The 20,508-nt window shown below is 43.6% G+C and carries 19 protein-coding genes; 17 read left to right on the top strand and 2 right to left on the bottom strand.

Annotation, left to right across the window (positions count from 1 at the left end; genetic code table 11):
- Positions 1-2: 2 nt before the first annotated feature.
- The 7 genes from D8792_RS04250 (at position 3) to D8792_RS04280 (ending at position 7,180) form a co-directional block, all read left to right on the top strand.
- Entirely contained in the window at positions 3-1,280 is a 1,278-nt protein-coding gene (locus D8792_RS04250; protein WP_125373018.1) for a pyrimidine-nucleoside phosphorylase, read from the top strand.
- A 17-nt stretch (positions 1,281-1,297) separates the two neighbouring features.
- Positions 1,298-1,960 carry a deoxyribose-phosphate aldolase gene (gene deoC, locus D8792_RS04255; protein WP_125373019.1) on the top strand — a complete coding sequence of 221 codons (663 nt, stop codon included), beginning with the start codon at positions 1,298-1,300 and terminating at the stop codon, positions 1,958-1,960.
- A complete protein-coding gene (locus D8792_RS04260) occupies positions 1,947-2,336 on the top strand; it encodes a cytidine deaminase (RefSeq protein ID WP_045497048.1) in 390 nt (129 codons plus the stop codon). The genes deoC and D8792_RS04260 overlap by 14 nt, the downstream gene beginning before the upstream one ends.
- Positions 2,337-2,407: 71 nt before the next feature.
- Positions 2,408-3,463 (top strand): BMP family lipoprotein, encoded by a 1,056-nt coding sequence (locus D8792_RS04265; RefSeq protein ID WP_125373020.1) that lies wholly within the window; start codon positions 2,408-2,410, stop codon positions 3,461-3,463.
- A gap of 136 nt (positions 3,464-3,599) precedes the next feature.
- Positions 3,600-5,114 carry an ABC transporter ATP-binding protein gene (locus D8792_RS04270; RefSeq protein ID WP_125373021.1) on the top strand — a complete coding sequence of 505 codons (1,515 nt, stop codon included), beginning with the start codon at positions 3,600-3,602 and terminating at the stop codon, positions 5,112-5,114.
- A 13-nt stretch (positions 5,115-5,127) separates the two neighbouring features.
- Positions 5,128-6,222, top strand: coding sequence for an ABC transporter permease (locus tag D8792_RS04275; protein ID WP_125373022.1), 1,095 nt, complete (start codon positions 5,128-5,130; stop codon positions 6,220-6,222).
- 1 nt (position 6,223) lies between these two features.
- Complete coding sequence (locus D8792_RS04280) at positions 6,224-7,180, top strand: ABC transporter permease (protein ID WP_125373023.1); 957 nt, start codon at positions 6,224-6,226, stop codon at positions 7,178-7,180.
- 100 nt (positions 7,181-7,280) lie between these two features.
- Here D8792_RS04280 and D8792_RS04285 read toward each other — a convergent pair whose 3' ends face one another.
- Complete coding sequence (locus D8792_RS04285; RefSeq protein ID WP_125373024.1) at positions 7,281-8,213, bottom strand: polysaccharide deacetylase family protein; 933 nt, start codon at positions 8,211-8,213, stop codon at positions 7,281-7,283.
- A gap of 132 nt (positions 8,214-8,345) precedes the next feature.
- On the opposite strand from D8792_RS04285, the gene D8792_RS04290 reads away from it, so the two are divergent.
- From D8792_RS04290 to D8792_RS04330, 8 genes are all read left to right on the top strand, one after another.
- A complete protein-coding gene (locus D8792_RS04290; RefSeq protein ID WP_005590149.1) occupies positions 8,346-9,632 on the top strand; it encodes a homoserine dehydrogenase in 1,287 nt (428 codons plus the stop codon).
- Between the two features lies 1 nt (position 9,633).
- Positions 9,634-10,500 carry a homoserine kinase gene (thrB, locus tag D8792_RS04295; protein ID WP_125373025.1) on the top strand — a complete coding sequence of 289 codons (867 nt, stop codon included), beginning with the start codon at positions 9,634-9,636 and terminating at the stop codon, positions 10,498-10,500.
- Between the two features lie 166 nt (positions 10,501-10,666).
- Positions 10,667-11,569 carry a UDP-N-acetylmuramate dehydrogenase gene (gene murB / locus D8792_RS04300; RefSeq protein WP_125373026.1) on the top strand — a complete coding sequence of 301 codons (903 nt, stop codon included), beginning with the start codon at positions 10,667-10,669 and terminating at the stop codon, positions 11,567-11,569.
- Positions 11,570-11,749: 180 nt separating this feature from the next.
- The gene (locus tag D8792_RS04305) at positions 11,750-12,907 is read left to right on the top strand and encodes an ABC transporter ATP-binding protein (protein ID WP_125373027.1); all 1,158 of its coding nucleotides are present in this window, start codon (positions 11,750-11,752) and stop codon (positions 12,905-12,907) included.
- A complete protein-coding gene (locus tag D8792_RS04310; RefSeq protein WP_125373028.1) occupies positions 12,888-13,694 on the top strand; it encodes an ABC transporter permease in 807 nt (268 codons plus the stop codon). Before D8792_RS04305 ends, D8792_RS04310 begins: the two co-directional genes overlap by 20 nt.
- Positions 13,691-14,464 (top strand): ABC transporter permease, encoded by a 774-nt coding sequence (locus D8792_RS04315; RefSeq protein WP_125373029.1) that lies wholly within the window; start codon positions 13,691-13,693, stop codon positions 14,462-14,464. The genes D8792_RS04310 and D8792_RS04315 overlap by 4 nt, the downstream gene beginning before the upstream one ends.
- Positions 14,461-15,531 (top strand): ABC transporter substrate-binding protein, encoded by a 1,071-nt coding sequence (locus D8792_RS04320; protein ID WP_125373030.1) that lies wholly within the window; start codon positions 14,461-14,463, stop codon positions 15,529-15,531. The genes D8792_RS04315 and D8792_RS04320 overlap by 4 nt, the downstream gene beginning before the upstream one ends.
- A 291-nt stretch (positions 15,532-15,822) precedes the next feature.
- Complete coding sequence (locus D8792_RS04330) at positions 15,823-16,974, top strand: iron-containing alcohol dehydrogenase (RefSeq protein ID WP_125373031.1); 1,152 nt, start codon at positions 15,823-15,825, stop codon at positions 16,972-16,974.
- A 112-nt stretch (positions 16,975-17,086) separates the two neighbouring features.
- Here the strand turns inward: D8792_RS04330 and D8792_RS04335 are convergent, their stop codons facing one another.
- Entirely contained in the window at positions 17,087-17,902 is an 816-nt protein-coding gene (locus D8792_RS04335; RefSeq protein WP_125373032.1) for a Cof-type HAD-IIB family hydrolase, read from the bottom strand.
- A 136-nt stretch (positions 17,903-18,038) separates the two neighbouring features.
- On the opposite strand from D8792_RS04335, the gene proB reads away from it, so the two are divergent.
- Together proB and D8792_RS04345 are read left to right on the top strand one after the other, a co-directional pair.
- Complete coding sequence (gene proB / locus D8792_RS04340; protein ID WP_125373033.1) at positions 18,039-19,148, top strand: glutamate 5-kinase; 1,110 nt, start codon at positions 18,039-18,041, stop codon at positions 19,146-19,148.
- A gap of 96 nt (positions 19,149-19,244) precedes the next feature.
- Entirely contained in the window at positions 19,245-20,507 is a 1,263-nt protein-coding gene (locus tag D8792_RS04345; RefSeq protein WP_125373034.1) for a glutamate-5-semialdehyde dehydrogenase, read from the top strand.
- Position 20,508: the final 1 nt, after the last annotated feature.

Below are 20,508 nucleotides of genomic sequence, written 5' to 3' on the forward strand. Positions count from 1 at the left end.
AGATGCGGGCAGTTGATATTATTCAAAAGAAACGAGATGGACTAGAGTTGTCCAGTCAAGAGATTGAATGGCTGATTGAGGGGTATGTGGCTGGAACAGTGCCAGATTACCAGATGTCAGCCTTTGCTATGGCTGTTTACTTTAAGGGAATGACTACTAGGGAAATTTCTGATTTGACCATGGCCATGGTGGGGACAGGCCAGCAGTTTGACCTGTCAGCTATTTCAGGGATTAAGGTCGACAAGCATTCTACTGGTGGAGTGGGAGATAAGGTTACCTTAATCTTGGCTCCTCTAGTAGCTAGCTTTGGCGTGCCTGTTGCCAAGATGAGCGGTCGAGGCTTGGGGCATACGGGTGGTACCATAGACAAGCTCGAGTCTGTCAAGGGCTACCAAGTAGAGCGCAGCCAGGAAGATTTCATCAAGCAGGTTCAGGATATCGGTGTATCCGTCATCGGTCAGTCAGACCAGCTGGTCAAGGCAGACAAGCTTCTCTATGCTCTACGTGATGTGACCGCTACAGTTGATACGATTCCTTTGATTTCCAGTTCAGTTATGAGCAAGAAAATCGCCGCTGGTGCTGACAGCATTTTGCTGGATGTAACCGTCGGTGAAGGTGCCTTTATGAAAAATCTAGAGGATGCCCGTGTCCTAGCCCGTACCATGGTAGACTTGGGCAAGGCAGTCGGACGCAGGACGGTTGCAGTTATTACGGACATGAGTCAGCCTTTGGGCACCAGCATTGGCAATCGTTTGGAAATCTTGGAAGCACTGGAAATCCTTCAAGGACAAGGACGCGAAGATATTACGGAGTTTATCTGTGAGCTCGCTCGGATTATGCTTGGTTTAGCTAATGTTGAGAAATCAGTTTCTGAAATTAGAGAACATTTGACAAATGGATCAGCTTTGAAAAAATTTGAAGAGATGATTGCGGCTCAAGGTGGTGATCTAGAGGACTTGTATCGACCATCCCAGGCGGCTTATGTGGCTGAAGTGAAAGCAGAGCGATCTGGTTATATCACAGAGCTTCCAGCTATGGAATTTGGCTTGTTTGCGATGAGATTAGGAGCAGGTCGAGCCGTCAAATCTGATAAACTAGATTATGAAACTGGAATTGTATTCAAAAAGAAGATTGGCGAAACAGTCGAAATTGGGGAAATTGTCGCAAAAATTTACGCAAATGAAAAAATTTCTCAAGAACTAGTTACAGAATTCCAAAAAAATGTTAGAATAGGTAGTGAAAGCGTTGCAGTAAGCGAGATTGTCGAAGTGATCGCTTAATTCTAGGAGAATCCAACATGAAACTAAACAAATACATTGACCATACGCTTTTGAAACCTGATGCAAGTCAGGAGCAGATTGAAACCTTAATTGAGGAAGCGAAGAAATACGACTTTGCGAGCGTCTGTGTCAATCCGACTTGGGTGAATTTTGCTGCGCAAGCACTAAAAGCTACGGATGTAAAAGTCTGTACGGTCATTGGTTTTCCTCTGGGAGCGAATACTCCGGAGCTCAAGGCTTTTGAAACGAGTGATGCAATCCAAAACGGAGCAAATGAAGTCGACATGGTCATCAATATCGGTGCTTTAAAGTCTCGAAACTTTGACTTAGTTGAAAGAGACATTCGAGCTGTTGTGGAGGCTGCCAAAGGAACCTTGGTCAAGGTCATTATTGAGACCTGCCTCTTGACAGATGATGAGAAAGTGAAAGCTTGTCAGATTGCTCAGAAAGCTGGGGCGGATTTTGTCAAGACATCCACTGGTTTCTCAACTGGTGGTGCAACCGTTGCAGATGTAGCTTTGATGCGTAAGACAGTTGGGCCAGATATGGGAGTCAAGGCTTCTGGCGGTGCCCGTTCTTACGAAGATGCACTTGCCTTTATCAAAGCTGGTGCGACTCGCATTGGAGCATCCTCTGGTGTAGCGATTATAGAGGGAGACGTGGCTAATGGCGACTACTGATTTGATTGATTTAGTTGTAGAAACCACGAAGAATGCCTATGTTCCATACTCTCATTTCCCTGTCGGAGCTGTTTTAGTAGCTAAAAATGGACAAGTTTTCACAGGTGTCAATATCGAAAATGCTAGTTTCGGCTTGACCAATTGTGCAGAGCGAACAGCCATTTTTAAAGCTGTTTCTGAAGGCTTTTTAGACTTTGAGGAATTAATTGTTTACGGAGAAACGGAAAAACCGATCTCCCCGTGTGGTGCCTGCCGCCAAGTAATGGCAGAGTTTTTTAATCAGGATTTACCAGTGACTTTGGTCGCTAAAGATAAATCGACGGTCGTGATGACGGTCAAGGAGTTACTTCCATACTCTTTTACAGACTTAACTTGAGTCTGTTGCTGGTCAACTGACCAAAATTAAACTTGCAACTAAGTTGCACATCTTATATAGGAGGTTCAGAAATGAACAAGAAACAATGGCTAGGTCTTGGTCTAGTGTCTGTCGCAGCAATCGGACTTGCTGCATGTGGGAATCGTGCGTCTAAATCAGATAGCTCTAACGCTAAAACTGATTTAAAAGCTGCTATCGTAACCGATACAGGTGGTGTTGATGATAAATCATTTAACCAATCTGCATGGGAAGGTTTGCAAGCTTGGGGGAAAGAAAATGGCCTTTCAAAAGATAACGGCTATACTTACTTCCAATCAACAGACGAGTCACAATACGCGAACAACCTAAACCAAGCTGCTACGGATGGTTACAACCTAGTATTTGGTATCGGTTTTGCCCTTCGTGATGCCGTTGAATCTGCTGCAAAAGATAATTCAAGTATTAACTACGTTATTATTGACGATGTGATTGAAGGTCAAAAGAATGTTGCTTCAGCAGTCTTTGCAGATAATGAAGCAGCTTACCTTGCTGGTGTTGCAGCTGCAAAAACTACTAAGACAAAACAAGTTGGTTTCATAGGTGGTATAGAAGGTGCAGTTATCACACGTTTTGAAAAAGGTTTCGAAGCTGGTGTGAAATCAGTTGATCCATCTATCAAGATTAAAGTGGACTATGCTGGCTCATTCGGCGATGCAGCTAAAGGTAAAACAATTGCTGCTGCTCACTATGCTGGTGGTGCGGATGTTGTTTACCAAGTAGCTGGTGGTACTGGTGCTGGAGTATTTAACGAAGCTAAGTCAATCAACGAAACAAGAAATGAAAATGAAAAAGTTTGGGTACTTGGTGTTGACCGTGACCAAACTGAAGAAGGTAAATACAAATCCAAAGATGGTAAANAATCTAACTTTGTCTTGGCATCAAGCTTGAAACAAGTTGGTAAGACTGTCCAAGACATCGCTAATCAAACTGCTAAAGGTAAATTCCCAGGTGGTAAAACTACAACCTTTGGTTTGAAAGACGGTGGTGTTGATTTGACAACAACCAACCTTTCTGAAGATGCTAAAAAAGCTGTTGAAGAAGCGAAAGCAAAAATCCTTGACGGCAGCCTCACAGTTCCTGATAAATAATTGAATGTTGAGCGATCCGACCTACTAGGGTCGCTCATTTTTAAATTCTGACGCCTTTGCATCGATTAAGCCTACTAGGATAGGAGTCCGAGGAGGTTATATCGACATAAAATGAAATTCTGGAAAGGAAAGAGCCATGACACATGAAAATGTCATTGAAATGCGAGAAATTACCAAGGTTTTTGGTGAATTTGTAGCCAATGATAAAATCAATTTGGAACTCCGAAAAGGTGAAATTCACGCTCTTTTAGGAGAAAATGGTGCCGGGAAGTCAACCTTGATGAATATGTTGGCCGGCCTACTTGAGCCGACTAGTGGTGAGATTGTAGTAAACGGAAAGCCAGTTAAGCTGGACTCTCCATCAAAGGCGGCCTCACTTGGTATCGGGATGGTGCATCAGCACTTTATGCTTGTGGAAGCCTTCACTGTTGCTGAAAATATTATTCTTGGAAGTGAGATTACAAAAAATGGTATCTTAGACTTGAAACGCGCTACGCAAGAAATTAAGCGTTTGTCTAAGAAATATGGTTTGTCGGTCGATCCATCTGCCAAGATTGAGGATATTTCTGTTGGAGCCCAACAACGTGTTGAAATTTTGAAGACCCTTTACCGTGGTGCAGATATCCTCATCTTTGACGAACCAACAGCTGTTTTGACACCATCTGAGATTGATGAATTGATGAAAATCATGAAAAACTTAGTCAAGGAAGGTAAGTCTATCATTCTTATTACCCATAAGTTGGATGAAATTCGTGCAGTTTCTGACCGAGTGACCGTTATTCGTCGAGGAAAATCGATCGAAACTGTTGAAATTGCTGGTGCAACCAACCAAGACTTGGCAGAAATGATGGTAGGACGCGCCGTTTCCTTCAAGACTGAGAAGAAACCTTCTAATCCGCAAGAGACGGTTCTTTCCATCAAGAATCTTGTCGTTGAAGAGAATCGCGGCGTTCCAGCTGTTAAAGGACTTTCACTGGATGTTCGTGCTGGTGAAATCGTTGGGATNGCAGGAANTGATGGAAATGGTCAGACTGAGTTGATTCAAGCTATCACAGGACTTAGAAAAGTAAGTTCGGGTGAAATTTTGATCAAGAACCAGTCCGTGATTGGTAAGAAACCACGTCAGATTACAGAGATGAAGGTCAGCCACGTCCCTGAAGACCGCCATCGCGATGGTTTGGTGCTGCAGATGTCCATTTCTGAAAATATTGCTTTGCAAACTTACTACAAGGAACCACTTAGCAAAAACGGCATCTTGAATTACAATAATATTTACTCTTACGCGTGCAACCTGATGAAAGAGTTTGACGTGCGGGCAGCTAGCGAGTATGTACCTGCTTCAGCCCTCTCAGGAGGAAATCAGCAGAAGGCTATCATTGCTCGGGAAGTGGATCGTGATCCAGATTTGTTGATTGTCAGTCAGCCAACCCGCGGTCTTGATGTTGGAGCGATTGAATATATCCATAAACGCTTGATTGAGGAGCGTACACAAGGTAAGGCAGTACTTGTTGTCAGCTTTGAGCTAGATGAAATACTCAATCTTTCTGACAGAATCGCCGTTATCCATGATGGCAAGATTCAAGGAATCGTGACTCCAGAGAAAACCAATAAGCAAGAACTTGGTATTCTCATGGCTGGTGGTAAGATTTAGAAGGGAGATTCAAATGTCTAAGAAAACACAGCAGATTGCAGTTCCCTTAATCTCAGTTCTTTTGGGGATTTTATTGGGAGCGATTGTCATGGCTATCTTTGGCTATGATGCCATCTGGGGATATGAATCCCTCTTTAAAACAGCATTCGGTTCTTTGAGAAGTTTGGGTGAAATTTCTCGGGCGATGGGACCTCTAGTTCTCATTGGTCTGGGTTTTGCCGTTGCTAGTCGGGCTGGATTTTTCAATGTCGGACTTCCAGGTCAGGCCTTGGCTGGTTNGATTCTGGCTGGTTGGTTTGCCCTTTCCTTCCCTGACCTACCTCGCCCTCTGATGTTGTTAGCAACCGTAGTCATTGCTGCAGTAGCTGGTGGGATTATTGGTGCTATTCCAGGAGTTCTGCGTGCCTATTTAGGAACGAGTGAAGTCATCGTTACGATCATGATGAACTATATCGTCCTCTTCGTTGGAAATGCCTTTATCCGCAGCTTTCCAAAATCTGTGATGCAGAGTGTTGACTCTAGTAAGCGTGTTGGAGCCAATGCTATTTATCAAACAGAATGGCTGAGAAGTTTGACAGCTAACTCTCGTATGAATATTGGTATTTTCTTTGCTTTGATTGCAGTTGTGCTGATCTGGTATATGCTGAAGAAAACAACGCTTGGCTTTGAAATCCGTGCTGTAGGTCTTAACCCAAATGCATCTGAGTATGCAGGGATGTCTTCTAAACGGACCATTATTTTGTCTATGATTATTTCTGGAGCCCTTGCAGGACTTGGAGGAGTAGTAGAAGGACTAGGTACTTATCAGAACGTCTTTGTACAAGGCAGTTCATTGAGCGTTGGTTTCAATGGTATGGCAGTTAGTCTTTTAGCAGCAAACTCCCCAGTTGGTATCCTTTTTGCGGCCTTCCTCTTTGCAGTTTTAAGTGTTGGTGCGCCAGGTATGAACGTGGCTCAGATTCCGACAGAATTGGTCAATATTGTGACAGCTTCGATTATCTTCTTTGTTAGCGCCCATTACTTGATTGAGCGTCTGACTGGTAAGACAGTTTTTGAATTATTTAAAAACCGTAAGCAAGAAGCTGGTAAAGTGAGAGGGGGAAACTAGGATGAGTATTGTAACGATATTAGGTTTATTAGTATCATCTATGCTGATTTATGCGGCTCCCCTGATTTTTACAAGTATCGGTGGAGCTTATTCGGAGCATGCCGGAGTCGTCAATGTTGGTTTGGAAGGGATCATGGTAATGGGAGCATTTACAGGCGTTCTCTTTAACCTGACTTTCGAAAGTAGTTTTGGCAACTTGACTCCGTGGCTTTCTTTGATTGCTGCTGGTTTAGTCGGAGTGCTCTTCTCACTTATCCATGCTGTAGCAACCATTAACTTCCGTGCGGACCACGTTGTTAGTGGTACGGTTCTAAACTTATTAGCACCAGCCTTGGCAGTCTTCCTTGTTAAAGCTATCTACAACAAGGGGCAAACAGACAATATTCAGCGTTCATTTGGTAAATTTAATTTTCCTATTTTGTCTGATATTCCGGTCATAGGAGATATATTCTTCAAACATACAAGTCTGATGGGATATTTGGCCATCGCCTTCTCTTTCCTTGCTTGGTTTATCATGTTTAAGACAAAATTTGGATTGCGTCTTCGCTCAGTTGGAGAACATCCGCAGGCAGCAGATACACTAGGAATCAATGTTTATCTCATGCGCTATTGTGGTGTTATGATTTCTGGTCTGCTTGGTGGTATTGGTGGAGCTATCTATGCTCAGTCAATCTCCGTTAACTTTGCTGTGACAACTATCATAGGTCCAGGCTTTATCGCCCTGGCAGCTATGATCTTTGGTAAATGGAGCCCTATCGGTGCTATGTTGGCAAGTCTCTTCTTTGGAGCTTCTCAAAGTTTGGCCGTTATCGGAAACCAGTTGCCTCTTCTTTCAAAAGTGCCAACGGTTTATCTACAGATTGCGCCATATGTCTTGACGATTGTGGTTCTTGCAGCCTTCTTTGGTAAAGCTGTTGCTCCGAAAGCAGACGGTATCAACTATATCAAGTCTAAATAATTTTTTACACCAGTTCTTTGGAACTGGTTTTTTTGTGATTGGAAAAAGTTGCTATCGGAAATAGAAAAAGCCTGCTTTATCTGAAGCAAGCTTTCTAAGATTAATTTGTAGCGATTTCGTTTAATAAATCTTCTGCAGTAGTAGTTGGGTTCACTCGAACACGATTGAGTGAGAGTAAACCGTTGGATAGAGAAGCTAAACCGTTATTGGTCGTCAATCCCATCTTATAGCCCAGACTTTCAGCAATCTGCAAGGTCGCATCACTATAGCGGCCTGATGGATAAGCAACAGTCGTGGTTGTTTGTGAGAGATTGTCGTCTAAAAAGGCTTTAGAATCACGTAGTTCAAGGGTTTGTTGATCAGCAGTAGCAGTTGATAGATCAGGGTGGTTGACGGTATGGTCTTCAAAGGACATACCCTTTTCCTTCATTTCTTTGATCTCATCCAGCGTCAGCATATCTTCACGGCCAGCTTGGACAAATCCAGTAATGACATTGTTGGTTGCCTTCATCTGGTACTTTTGAAGTAGCGGGAAGGCATTGGTATAAAAGTCTTTCAAACTATCATCAAAGGTCAGCCAGACTACTTTTTTATTTTCAGGTAGGACATTCTCTGTCAAAGCTTTGTAAGCTTCATCTGGGGTTAATGTATAGTAACCAGCTTCTTTCAGAGCCTGCAAATGGCTTTCAAAAGTAGTTGGATCTACAATCAAACCAGCATTGGCTGCCTCAGAGGGATCCATTACATGGATCGCATGGTACATTAAAATTGGAATCTTAACAGGTTCGTCCTGTTTTACCCACTTTATTTTTGAAGCTTCTTCATTTGTTGAGGTAGAGTCTGGCTTGGAGGTGGATTGCACAGTTTGGTTGCCTGCAGAGGATTGTTTGCTAGGAGAGAACTGAGTCTTCCAAAGATAAATTCCGCCTACGATTAGGGCAAGGAGCAAGAAAAGATTGATAATAGAAAAAAGGAATGCCTTTTTCTTAGCTTTATGTCTTTGCATGCGTCTTCCAATGTGTTTATCGGTCATGGTATCTCCTTCTAATCTCATGAGTTTAAAATTTTTACTTACATTATAACAAATATACAAATAGATTTGTAGGCATTTCTATATATTTTTGTTATAATGTTTTTTATATAAGAAATATTCAAGGAGTTCCTCATGTCTATTAAAATTGCTTTACTTGGTTTTGGAACAGTTGCTAGTGGTGTTCCTTTCTTGTTGAAAGAAAATGGAGAAAAGATTGTTCAGGCTGCTCATTCTGAGATTGAAGTTGCTAAAGTCTTGGTCAAGGATGATGCTGAAAAAGAACGTCTATTGGCAGCTGGAAATGATTATAACTTTGTAACCAATGTGGATGAAATCTTAAATGACGGCGAAATTGCGATCGTAGTGGAGCTGATGGGACGGATTGAACCAGCTAAAACCTTTATCACACGAGCACTTGAAGCAGGTAAGCATGTGGTAACTGCTAACAAAGATTTGCTGGCAGTTCATGGCTCTGAATTGTTAGACATTGCTCAGAAAAATGGCGTTGCCCTTTATTATGAAGCTGCTGTTGCCGGCGGTATCCCAATTTTGCGCACCTTGGTTAATTCATTGGCATCTGACAAGATTACTCGCGTTTTGGGTGTGGTCAATGGAACATCTAACTTCATGATGACCAAGATGGTAGAAGAAGGTTGGTCTTACGAGGATGCTCTTGCGGAAGCGCAACGTTTAGGATTTGCTGAAAGCGATCCGACTAACGACGTTGATGGAATTGACGCAGCCTATAAAATGGTCATTCTCAGCCAATTTGCTTTCGGTATGAACATTAAGTTTGAAGATGTCAGCCACCAAGGTATTCGCAACATCACTCCAGAAGATGTCGCAGTTGCTCAGGACTTAGGCTATGTGGTGAAATTGGTCGGCTCAATTGAGGAAACGCCATCAGGAATCGCTGCGGAAGTGACACCGACTTTCTTGCCAAAAGCGCATCCACTAGCTAGTGTAAACGGCGTAATGAATGCGGTCTTTGTCGAGTCAATTGGTATTGGAGAATCCATGTACTATGGTCCAGGTGCAGGCCAAAAACCAACTGCGACCAGTGTCGTTGCAGATATCGTCCGTATCGTCCGTCGCCTAAATGAAGGCACGATTGGCAAAGCCTTCAATGAATTTAGTCGCGAGCTTGTCTTGGCTAAACCTGAGGATGTTAAGAGCAACTATTATTTCTCTATCTTGGCTCCAGATGCCAAGGGTCAAGTATTGCATTTGGCTGAAATCTTCAATGCTGAAGAAGTTTCCTTCAAGCAAATTCTGCAAGAAGGTACGGATGGTGAAACAGCTCGTGTAGTCATCATCACACATGCTGTCAGCAAGACTCAGCTAGAAAATGTCGTGGCCAAGCTCCGTGAGGTACCAGAGTTTGAATTGCTCAATACCTTTAAAGTATTAGGAGAATAAGATGAAAATTATTGTACCAGCAACCAGTGCCAATATCGGACCTGGTTTTGACTCAGTTGGTGTCGCAGTCTCCAAATATTTAGAAATCGAAGTCTTGGAAGAAAGTCAGGAGTGGGTCATTGAGCATGATCTCAATCCTCGAATTCCAACTGATAAACGTAATTTACTAATCAAAATTGCCATGCAATTGGCCCCAGACCTTCAGCCTCATCGCTTAAAAATGACTAGCGATGTTCCTTTGGCTCGCGGTCTTGGCTCTTCTAGCTCCGTTATTGTTGCTGGGATTGAACTGGCTAATCAGTTGGCAAATCTGAACTTATCGGATCATGAAAAGTTGAAAATTGCGACAAAAATCGAAGGCCATCCTGACAACGTGGCCCCAGCAATTTATGGAAATCTAGTGATTGCAAGCTCCTTCCAAAATCAAGTTTCGGCTGTCGTGTCAGATTTCCCAGAGGTCAGCTTTATCGCTTTTATTCCCGATTATGAGTTGAGAACAGTTGAAAGCCGCCGTGTCTTGCCTAATCGCCTTTCTTATAAGGAAGCTGTTGCGGCAAGCTCTGTAGCCAATGTCGCTGTTGCAGCGCTCTTAAAGGGCGATATGAAAACAGCTGGTCGTGCCATCGAATCTGATCGTTTCCATGAGAGATATCGCCAACCGCTTATCAAAGAATTTTCTGATATTAAATTCTTAGCCAGAAAACAGGGCGCTTTTGCGACTTATATCTCTGGAGCTGGTCCGACTGTTATGGTTTTATCTCCGAAAGACAAGGCTGAGCAGATTTATCAGCAAATCAAGGAACAAGACTTTGATGGGGAAGTTTTCCAGTTGCAAGTCGATACTCAGGGTGTACGTGTAGAAAAATAGAAGAGAGTTTGAGGATGACGAACTTGTGGACGCAATGTTGGTCTACAATCTTCGTTCTCCTCTTTCTTTTTGCTTTGAAAAAGAAGCTTAATTTCCCTCCAGTCTATCGTAAATATCGTATAATTTTGATATAATAGAGTGTAATTTGTAAAAAAGAGAGTAAGTCATGCAAAACCTAGAAAAATATTCTGTGGAATTAGAAGGAATCGACATCCGTTTCAATGAACCTTTGAGTCAATACACTTACACAAAGGTGGGCGGAGCTGCCGATTTCTTAGTTTTTCCACGCAACCGTTATGAATTGGCTCGGATTGTCAAGTTAGCCAATCGTGAAAATATTCCTTGGTTGGTGCTTGGGAATTCAAGTAACATTATTGTTCGAGATGGCGGTATTCGAGGCTTTGTCATCATGTTTGACAAGCTAAATAATGTAACAGTAGATGGCTATACGATTGAGGCAGAAGCTGGTGCAAATCTAACTCAGACCACTCGTATTGCCCTGCATCATAGTTTGACTGGCTTTGAATTTGCCTGTGGCATCCCAGGTAGTGTCGGCGGTGCTGTCTTTATGAATGCTGGCGCTTATGGCGGTGAAATCGGCCATGTGCTTGTTTCTTGCAAGGTCTTGACACCTGAAGGCGAAATTAAGAACTTGGATGCGCGTGATATGCGCTTTGGCTATCGTCATTCACTTATTCAAGAAACAGGTGACATTGTTATTTCAGCTAAGTTTGGTCTGGCACCAGGTGTCCACCAAAACATTCATCAGGAAATGGAACGTCTGACCTATCTGCGTGAACTCAAGCAGCCTTTGGAATACCCATCATGTGGGTCTGTCTTTAAGCGTCCTCTGGGACATTTTGCTGGCCAGCTCATCAGTGAGGCTGGTCTAAAAGGCTACCGAATCGGTGGTGTAGAGGTTTCAGAAAAGCATGCTGGTTTCATGATTAACGTCGATCATGGTACAGCTAGCGATTATGAAAAGTTGATTGCTCATGTCATTAAAACAGTCAAAGAGCATTCAGGTGTCACTCTGGAAAGAGAAGTTCGAATTATTGGGGAAGCATAAGAGTCCGATATGCAATTGTCCAAGTCTTTGGGATAGCCAATATCCATGTGTCTTTAGTAAAGGGGGTGAAAGCCTATCGATATCGCAAGTATGCAGGGCCATAGTAGCCCTCGAGAGGTTTTTTTGGTCTGACAGAGCCAAAAATCTGTTAATACATGGAAAAGAAGGAATTTATGCCAATTGAAAAAACCAATTATTGAGTTCAAAAACGTTTCGAAGGTTTTTGAAGACAGTAACACCGTCGTTCTCAAAGATATTAACTTTGAATTAGAAGAAGGAAAATTTTATACGCTTCTAGGGGCTTCTGGCTCTGGGAAGTCAACCATCCTTAATATTATTGCAGGACTTTTGGATGCGACTACGGGAGACATCTTTTTGGATGGTGTCCGCATCAATGACATTCCTACCAATAAGCGGGATGTTCACACCGTATTTCAGTCCTACGCTCTTTTCCCGCATATGAATGTCTTTGAGAATGTAGCCTTTCCGTTGCGGTTGCGGAAGGTGGACAAAAAAGAAATCGAAGAACGGGTTACTGAAGTTCTGAAAATGGTTCAGCTGGAAGGATATGAGCGTCGTTCAATTCGGAGACTCTCAGGTGGTCAACGTCAGCGGGTAGCCATTGCTCGTGCCATCATCAATCAGCCACGTGTTGTCCTACTAGATGAGCCACTTTCTGCGCTGGATTTGAAGCTGCGGACGGATATGCAATATGAGCTCCGTGAACTCCAACAGCGCCTCGGGATCACTTTTGTCTTTGTCACCCACGACCAGGAAGAAGCCCTAGCTATGAGTGACTGGATTTTTGTCATGAATGAAGGGGAGATTGTCCAGTCAGGAACGCCAGTGGATATCTATGATGAGCCAATTAACCACTTTGTTGCGACCTTTATCGGAGAATCTAATATCCTACCAGGTAAGATGATCGAAGACTACTTGGTCGAGTTCAATGGCAAGCGCTTTGAAGCAGTTGACGGAGGAATGCGACCAAACGAATCTGTTGAGGTGGTGATTCGTCCAGAAGATTTGCGTATTACCCTGCCTGAAGAAGGAAAACTGCAGGTTAAAGTGGATACCCAGCTTTTCCGCGGGGTTCATTATGAGATTATCGCCTACGATGAGCTTGGCAATGAATGGATGATCCACTCAACTCGCAAGGCCATCGTCGGAGAAGAAATCGGTCTGGACTTTGAGCCAGAGGATATCCATATCATGCGCCTCAATGAAACCGAAGAAGAATTCGATGCTCGGATTGAAGAATACGTAGAAATCGAAGAGCAAGAAGCAGGGCTGATCAATGCCATTGAGGAGGAAAGAGATGAAGAAAACAACCTCTAACCTTTTTCTGGTTCCATATTTTCTTTGGATTCTACTCTTTGTTCTAGCTCCAGTGATGATGATTGTCTGGAAATCATTCTTTAATATCGAAGGTCAGTTCACGCTGGAAAACTATCGGATTTATTTTACATCGCAGAATTTGACTTATCTGAAAATGAGCTTTAACTCGGTATTTTACGCAGGCATCATCACCTTGGTGACCTTGCTCATTTCTTATCCGACTGCTTATTTTTTGACCCAGCTCAAGCATCGCCAGCTCTGGCTCATGCTGATTGTCCTGCCGACTTGGATCAATCTTTTGCTCAAAGCTTACGCCTTTATCGGCATTTTTGGACAAAATGGCTCGGTGAATGAATTTCTGACCTTTATCGGTATCGGTCCCAAGCAGATTCTTTTTACTGACTTTTCTTTTATTTTTGTTGCCAGTTACATTGAGCTGCCCTTTATGATTCTGCCGATTTTCAATGTCTTGGATGATTTGGATCCCAACCTCATCAATGCCAGCTATGACTTGGGTGCCAATCGTTGGCAGACTTTCCGCAATGTTGTCTTTCCGCTTTCAATGAATGGAGTGAGAAGTGGCGTGCAGTCTGTCTTCATTCCCAGTCTCAGCCTCTTCATGCTGACGCGTTTGATCGGTGGAAATCGTGTCATCACGCTGGGAACTGCCATTGAACAGCATTTCTTGACAACGCAAAACTGGGGAATGGGCTCAACAATCGGAGTGGTTCTGATTATTGCCATGCTCTTCACAATGTGGGCAACCAAGGAAAGGAGAGAACGATGAAAAAATTTGCTAATCTCTATTTAGCGATTGTGTTTCTAATCCTTTATCTTCCGATCTTTTATTTGATTGCCTATGCNTTCAATGCTGGCGATGATATGAACAAATTNACNGGCTTTGATCTGGTTCATTTTCAAAAGTTATTTGAAGATTCGCGCTTGATTTTNATTTTGGCGCAGACNTTCTTCTTAGCCTTTCTTTCTTCCCTCATTGCTACCATTATCGGAACTTTCGGTGCTATTTATATTTACCAAGCCCGTAAGAAGTATCAGGATGCTTTCTTATCCATCAATAATATTTTGATGGTGGCGCCTGATGTTATGATTGGGGCTAGCTTCCTGATTCTCTTTACCACGGCTAAATTCCAGCTTGGCTTTGTGTCCGTTTTGGCCAGCCACGTTGCCTTTTCAATTCCCATTGTTGTGTTAATGATTTTGCCAAGGCTGAAAGAAATGAATGACGACATGATTAAAGCTGCTTATGATTTGGGAGCCAGTCAAGTACAGATGCTCAAGGAAATCATGCTGCCTTATCTGACACCAGCGATCATTGCCGGCTACTTTATGGCTTTCACCTACTCCCTAGATGACTTTGCTGTGACCTTCTTTGTGACAGGAAATGGCTTCTCGACTCTTTCAGTTGAAATCTATTCCCGCGCACGGCAAGGAATTTCCTTGGAAATCAATGCTCTGTCTGCTCTGGTCTTTCTCTTTAGTATCGTTTTAGTCATCGGCTATTACTTTATCACGCGTGAGAAGGAGGAAGCAGCATGAAAAAACTCTATTCGTTTTTAGCAGGGGTTCTTGCGATTATCCTGATCTTGTGGGGAATTAGCTATCGGATTGAGAGTAAAGCCAACAGCAAGGGCAGTGATAAATTGGTTGTCTATAACTGGGGAGATTACATCGATCCAGACTTGCTGACTGAGTTTACCAAGGAAACAGGTGTTCAGGTCCAGTACGATACTTTCGACTCCAACGAAGCCATGTACACGAAAATCAAGCAGGGTGGTACAACCTACGATATCGCAATCCCAAGTGAGTACATGATTGCCAAGATGATGAAGGAAAACTTGGTGGAGAAATTGGATCATAGCCAGATCAAAGGCTTGGAAAATATTGGTTCAGATTTTTTGGATCAGCCATTTGATCCAGGAAATCAGTATTCCATTCCTTATTTCTGGGGGACACTGGGCATTGTTTACAATACTAAAATGGTCGAGCACGCGCCTGAGCACTGGAATGATCTCTGGAAGCCAGAATACAGAAACTCCATCATGATGATTGACGGAGCCCGCGAAGTCATGGGTATTGGTCTGAACTCGAATGGTCATAGCCTTAACTCTAAAGATGCTGACCAGCTGCAGGAGGCTGTCGATAAGCTTTATACTCTGACGCCCAATATCAAGGCCATCGTCGCTGATGAGATGAAGGGCTACATGATTCAGAATAACGCGGCTATTGGCGTTACCTTCTCTGGTGAAGCTCGTCAAATGCTGGAGGCCAATGAAGATTTGCGCTATGTCGTGCCTACAGAAGCCAGCAACCTTTGGTTTGACAATATCGTTATTCCAAAGACGGTCAAAAATAAAAAAGCTGCCTATCAGTTTATTAATTTCATGCTGAGACCAGAAAATGCTTATAAAAACGCCCTCTATGTTGGCTACTCAACACCAAATCTTCCTGCTAAGGCTATGCTGCCAGAAGAAGTACAGGAAGACGAGGCTTTCTATCCAACCGAAGAAACCATGAAGCATCTGGAAGTCTATCAGCAATTAGGGCCAAAATGGCTCGGAACCTACAATGACCTCTATCTTCAAGTCAAAATGTATCGCAAATAGCCAAAGAAGAGGCTGGGACAAAAGTCCTAGCCTCTCAATTGTCTTTGGATTATCAAGCAAGGCGCAGGGGTTGAGTGGGCTCTACTACGCTGATTTCATCAGCTTTTACAGCCCTACTCAACTGTGCGGAGGTGGGACGACGAAATCGAATTCTAACGAATTACCGATTTCTGTTCCACTCTCTTTTTTATATTTTGACTTGTATAATTATTTGAAATGCAGTAGAGAAAGTAGTAAAATTATATTAACATATGCAATAGAGCCTTGTGCTCAATTAAGGAGGAAATCATTATGTCAGTTTTCTACGTTCCATCAGTCAATTTGATTGGTAAAGGTGTCATCAATGAATTTGGTGCTCATGTCAAAGAGTTGGGCTTCAAGAAAGCTCTAATTGTTACAGATCACTACATTGCATCCAGTGATATTTTACCAAAAGTCATCAAGCCGCTAGAAGCAGAAGGCATTGAATATGTGGTTTTTGAAGGTGTAGACCCAAATCCTTCTTGTAAGAATGTCTACGATGGCTTAGCTGCTCTTCAAGAAAATGGCTGTGATTTTATCATCAGTGTCGGCGGAGGCTCTCCTCAAGATGCTGCTAGCTGTATTTCTATTATGGCGACAAATGGAGGCAAGCCTCAGGATTATGAGGGGCTCCACAAGTCTAAAGAAAAGGGACTGCCAGTTGTAGCTATCAACACCACGGCAGGGACTTCTGCTGAAATTACCATCAACTATGTCATCACGGACGAAGAACGCAAGGTTAAGATGGTGATGGTTGATAAGAACAGTCTGGCTCTCATCTCTGTCAATGACCCAGAGCTCATGGTTTCAAAACCAGCTAATTTAACAGCAGCGACTGGGATGGATGCTTTGACCCATGCTGTTGAGGCCTTGGTAACTCCTGGTGCTTATGGCGTGACCAAGAAACTGTCTATCGGTGCTATTGAGTTGATTAAGGAATTTTTGCCGCGAGCAGTTGCTAATGGTCATGATATAGAAGCGCGTGAAGCTATGGTCAATGCTATTTTCCTCGGTGGCATGGCCTTTAACAACGCAGGTCTAGGCTACGTGCATTCGATGGCTCACCAGCTTGGTGCGGTCTATCATCTTCCTCACGGGGTTTGCTGCGCTATGCTCCTACCAGTAGTTGAGCGTGAAAATGCCAAACGTGTGCCAGCAGCCTTTAGAAATGTAGCTAAAGCTTTGGGCTTGCATACTGAAGGCAAGACTGATGAAGATTGTGCGGCATATGCCATTTCTGAAATCGAAACCTTGTCCGAAATGGTCGGTATTCCTAAGAAATTGACGGAGCTTGGTATTGAAGAAAAGGACTTTGACTTTGAATACCTATCTAAGAATGCCTTGATTGATGCTTGCGCACCTGGTAATCCTTTCATGCCGACTTTGGAAGAAACCATCGCTTTATACAAAGAATTGTTTTAAGGCAAAGGAGAAAGGCTCTCCCTCTAAACTTAGTTGATTTATATCAAAAAAAGACAGTTGCTCTCTCCTACAACTGTCTTTTTAATTTGTGGAAATGGGATGATCTACAGGATTAGTGACCTAAGATAAACCTAGCAATAGCTGTAGCAACGCCATTTTCTTCATTGCTATCTGTTATATAGTCAGCTAAGTCTTTGACATGTTGGCTAGCATTCCCCATGGCAACACCCAAGCCAGCAAATTGAAGCATTTCAATATCGTTATTAGCATCGCCCAGTGCCATGATTTCCTCGGGTTTGATTTCTAGAGCTTGCGCCAGACGCTCTAAGGCAAAGGCTTTAGTAACACCTTTTGGCATCGCCTCGTAGATGACAGGCTGGGAACGGACGCCACTGAATCGCTGGCAGAGTTCTTGAGCGAACTTGTTCTCAAAATCATCTACTTGCTCAGGATTTCCTAGAAACATAGCTTGAAACATTCGATGCTGGCCGCCGCAAGCTTCCTCAAGGCTGATTTCAGTAGGAGTCGTAAAGACGAGGGCCGCATCATCTGTCACAATTTTGCTGGCCTTTTCTCCTACGACGAAGTAATGCTCTTCATCAAACAAGGTCAACTGTACTTGGCTCTGCTCGGCCAAACTGTAGAGGTAGCGAATATCATCGGGCTTTAATTCTTGCCAATCAACAACCTGCCAATCGCTAGTCTGATGGATAGCGCAGCCATTGTCTACGATGACATATTCATTTTCATTCTCCAAGCCCAATTCCTGATAGTAAGGCTTGACACCCACGAGCGGTCTGCCTGTACAGAGGACCAGCTTGACTCCAGCTTGGATAGCTTGGTGAATGGCATCAATATTAGTTTGAGGAATCTTTTTTTCCTCAGTTAGCAAGGTTCCGTCCATATCGAGGGCAATTAGTTTAATCATAGTTTTTCTCCAATAGTATTCGTGAATATTATAGCATATTTCCTATCGCTAGGAGAGCAGAAATGAGAAAAGCTTGTTTTTAAATTTTCCTCTCCTTATGGTATAATAAGAAAATCTAGTAAGGAAAAGAGAATCTATGAAAGCAAAGCGTATTGTATTTAAAGTTGGAACGAGCTCATTGACAAATCCTGACGGCAGTCTGTCGCGGGCAAAGGTGCGGGAAATTACCCATCAATTATCGGTCTTGCATGAAGCAGGACATGAGTTGATTTTGGTATCGTCTGGAGCTATTGCGGCTGGTTTTTCTTCTCTGGGCTTTAAAAAACGCCCAACCAAAGTAGCCGACAAACAGGCTTCGGCCGCTGTTGGTCAAGGTCTTCTCCTAGAGGAGTACACCACTAATCTGCTCTTGAAGAAGATAGTATCTGCCCAGATTTTGCTGACGCAGGATGATTTTGCGGATAAACGTCGTTACAAAAATGCCCACCAAGCTCTGTCGGTCCTCCTTAATCGCGGTGCTATTCCCATTATCAATGAAAATGATACTGTTTCTATCGAGGAACTAAAGGTGGGTGATAATGACACGCTTAGTGCTCAGGTGGCAGCCATGGTTCAGGCGGACCTTTTGGTACTTTTGACAGATGTTGATGGGCTTTACACGGCCAATCCAGCTTCAGATCCGACTGCTCAACGGCTTGAAAGAATTGAGGCGATCTCTAGTGATTTGATTGACATGGCAGGCGGGGCGGGCTCCAGCAATGGGACTGGTGGCATGTTGACCAAGATCAAAGCAGCGACTTTGGCAACCATGTCTGGTGTACCAGTCTATATCTGCTCATCACTTAAAAGCAATGCTTTATTGGAGGCAGCGAGCCAGACTCGAGATGGAAGCTTTTTCTCGGCACAGGATAAGGGATTGAAGACGCAAAAGCAGTGGCTGGCCTTTTATGCTAAGAGTCAAGGCGCCATCTATGTAGATCAGGGAGCGGCGCAGGCACTCCGCTATGATGGTAAAAGCCTTCTGGTATCAGGAATTGTCAGGTTAGAGGGGCATTTTTCCTATCAAGATACGGTGACAGTGTACGAGGAAGAGACTGGTGCGATTTTAGGAAAGGGGCGCGTGCGCTTTGGTAAATCGGCTCTCAAGGACATGCTGCGTTCTAGCAAACCCAAGGGAGTCGTCATTCATCGTGACGATTGGATTTCTATTACTCCAGAGCTCCAACTGCTCTTTTCTGAATTTTAAGTGGAAATAGGAACTTACTTATTTCCTTTACCCGAACTCTCCAACATCTTCGCCAATAGAAAAAAGGAATTATTGTATCTTACGAAAGGAGGCGCTATGACCTCGACACAAGAATTATTTGAAATTGTAAAAAAGTCAAAAAAATCAATCAACACGGCTACGACTGTTGAGAAAAACCATGCTTTGGAAGAAATGGCAAAGCAGCTCTGGCTTTCTCGTGCTGATATTTTAGCAGCCAATGCACTGGATATGGCAGCGGCTAAAGGTAAGATCTCAGATGTCATGCTGGATCGCCTCTATCTGGATGAGGAGCGGATTGCTGCTATGGCAGAAGGCATTCGCCAGTTGATTGACTTGGAGGATCCTGTCGGTCAAGTCTTGGAAAGGACTGAGCTTGAGAACGGCCTCGTCATCAGTAAAAAGCGAGTAGCAATGGGTGTGATTGGAATTATCTATGAAAGCCGGCCTAATGTAACTTCAGACGCTGCGGCTCTGGCGCTAAAGAGTGGCAGTGCAGTCGTTCTCAGAAGCGGCAAGGATGCCTATCAGACAGCGCTAGCCATTGTCACGGCTCTGAAAAACGGCTTGGCTCAGACGGAGATTTCGCCAGATTGTATCCAGTTGGTTTCTGATACTAGCCGTGTTTCCGCCCAGGCTATGATGAAGGCCAATGGCTATCTGGATTTGCTCATTCCTCGTGGTGGCGCGGGCTTGATTCAGGCGGTCGTGGAGAATGCCACTGTGCCGGTTATTGAGACGGGTACCGGAATTGTCCATATCTATGTAGATAAGGATGCTGACCAAGATCAGGCTTTGGCGATTATTGAGAATGCCAAGACCAGTCGCCCCTCTGTCTGCAATGCCATGGAGGTCCTGCTAGTTCATGAAGAGGTTGCAGCAGAATTTTTGCCACGTTTGCAGAAGATGCTGGTAACAGATCGTGATGCTGCGCAAGAAAACCCTGTTGAATTGCGTTTGGATGAGAAAGCAGCTCAGTATATCTCAGGAACACATGCTAAATCGGAAGATTTTGATACCGAATTTTTGGATTATGTCTTAGCTGTCAAGCTGGTTTCCTCGCTGGAAGAAGCGGTGGAACATATTGAGGCTCACAGCACCCATCACTCGGATGCCATTGTGACAGAGAACCATGCAGCGGCGGCTTACTTCACAGAGCAGGTGGATAGCGCAGCAGTTTATGTCAATGCCTCAACCCGCTTTACAGATGGCGGTCAATTTGGCTTTGGTTGCGAAATGGGGATTTCCACTCAAAAACTGCATGCCAGAGGTCCTATGGGACTAAAAGAGTTGACCAGCTATAAATACGTCATCCAAGGGACGGGTCAAGTGAGGAAATAAA

Origin of the sequence: Streptococcus cristatus (assembly GCF_003943505.1) — a bacterium.
GTDB lineage: Bacteria > Bacillota > Bacilli > Lactobacillales > Streptococcaceae > Streptococcus > Streptococcus cristatus_E.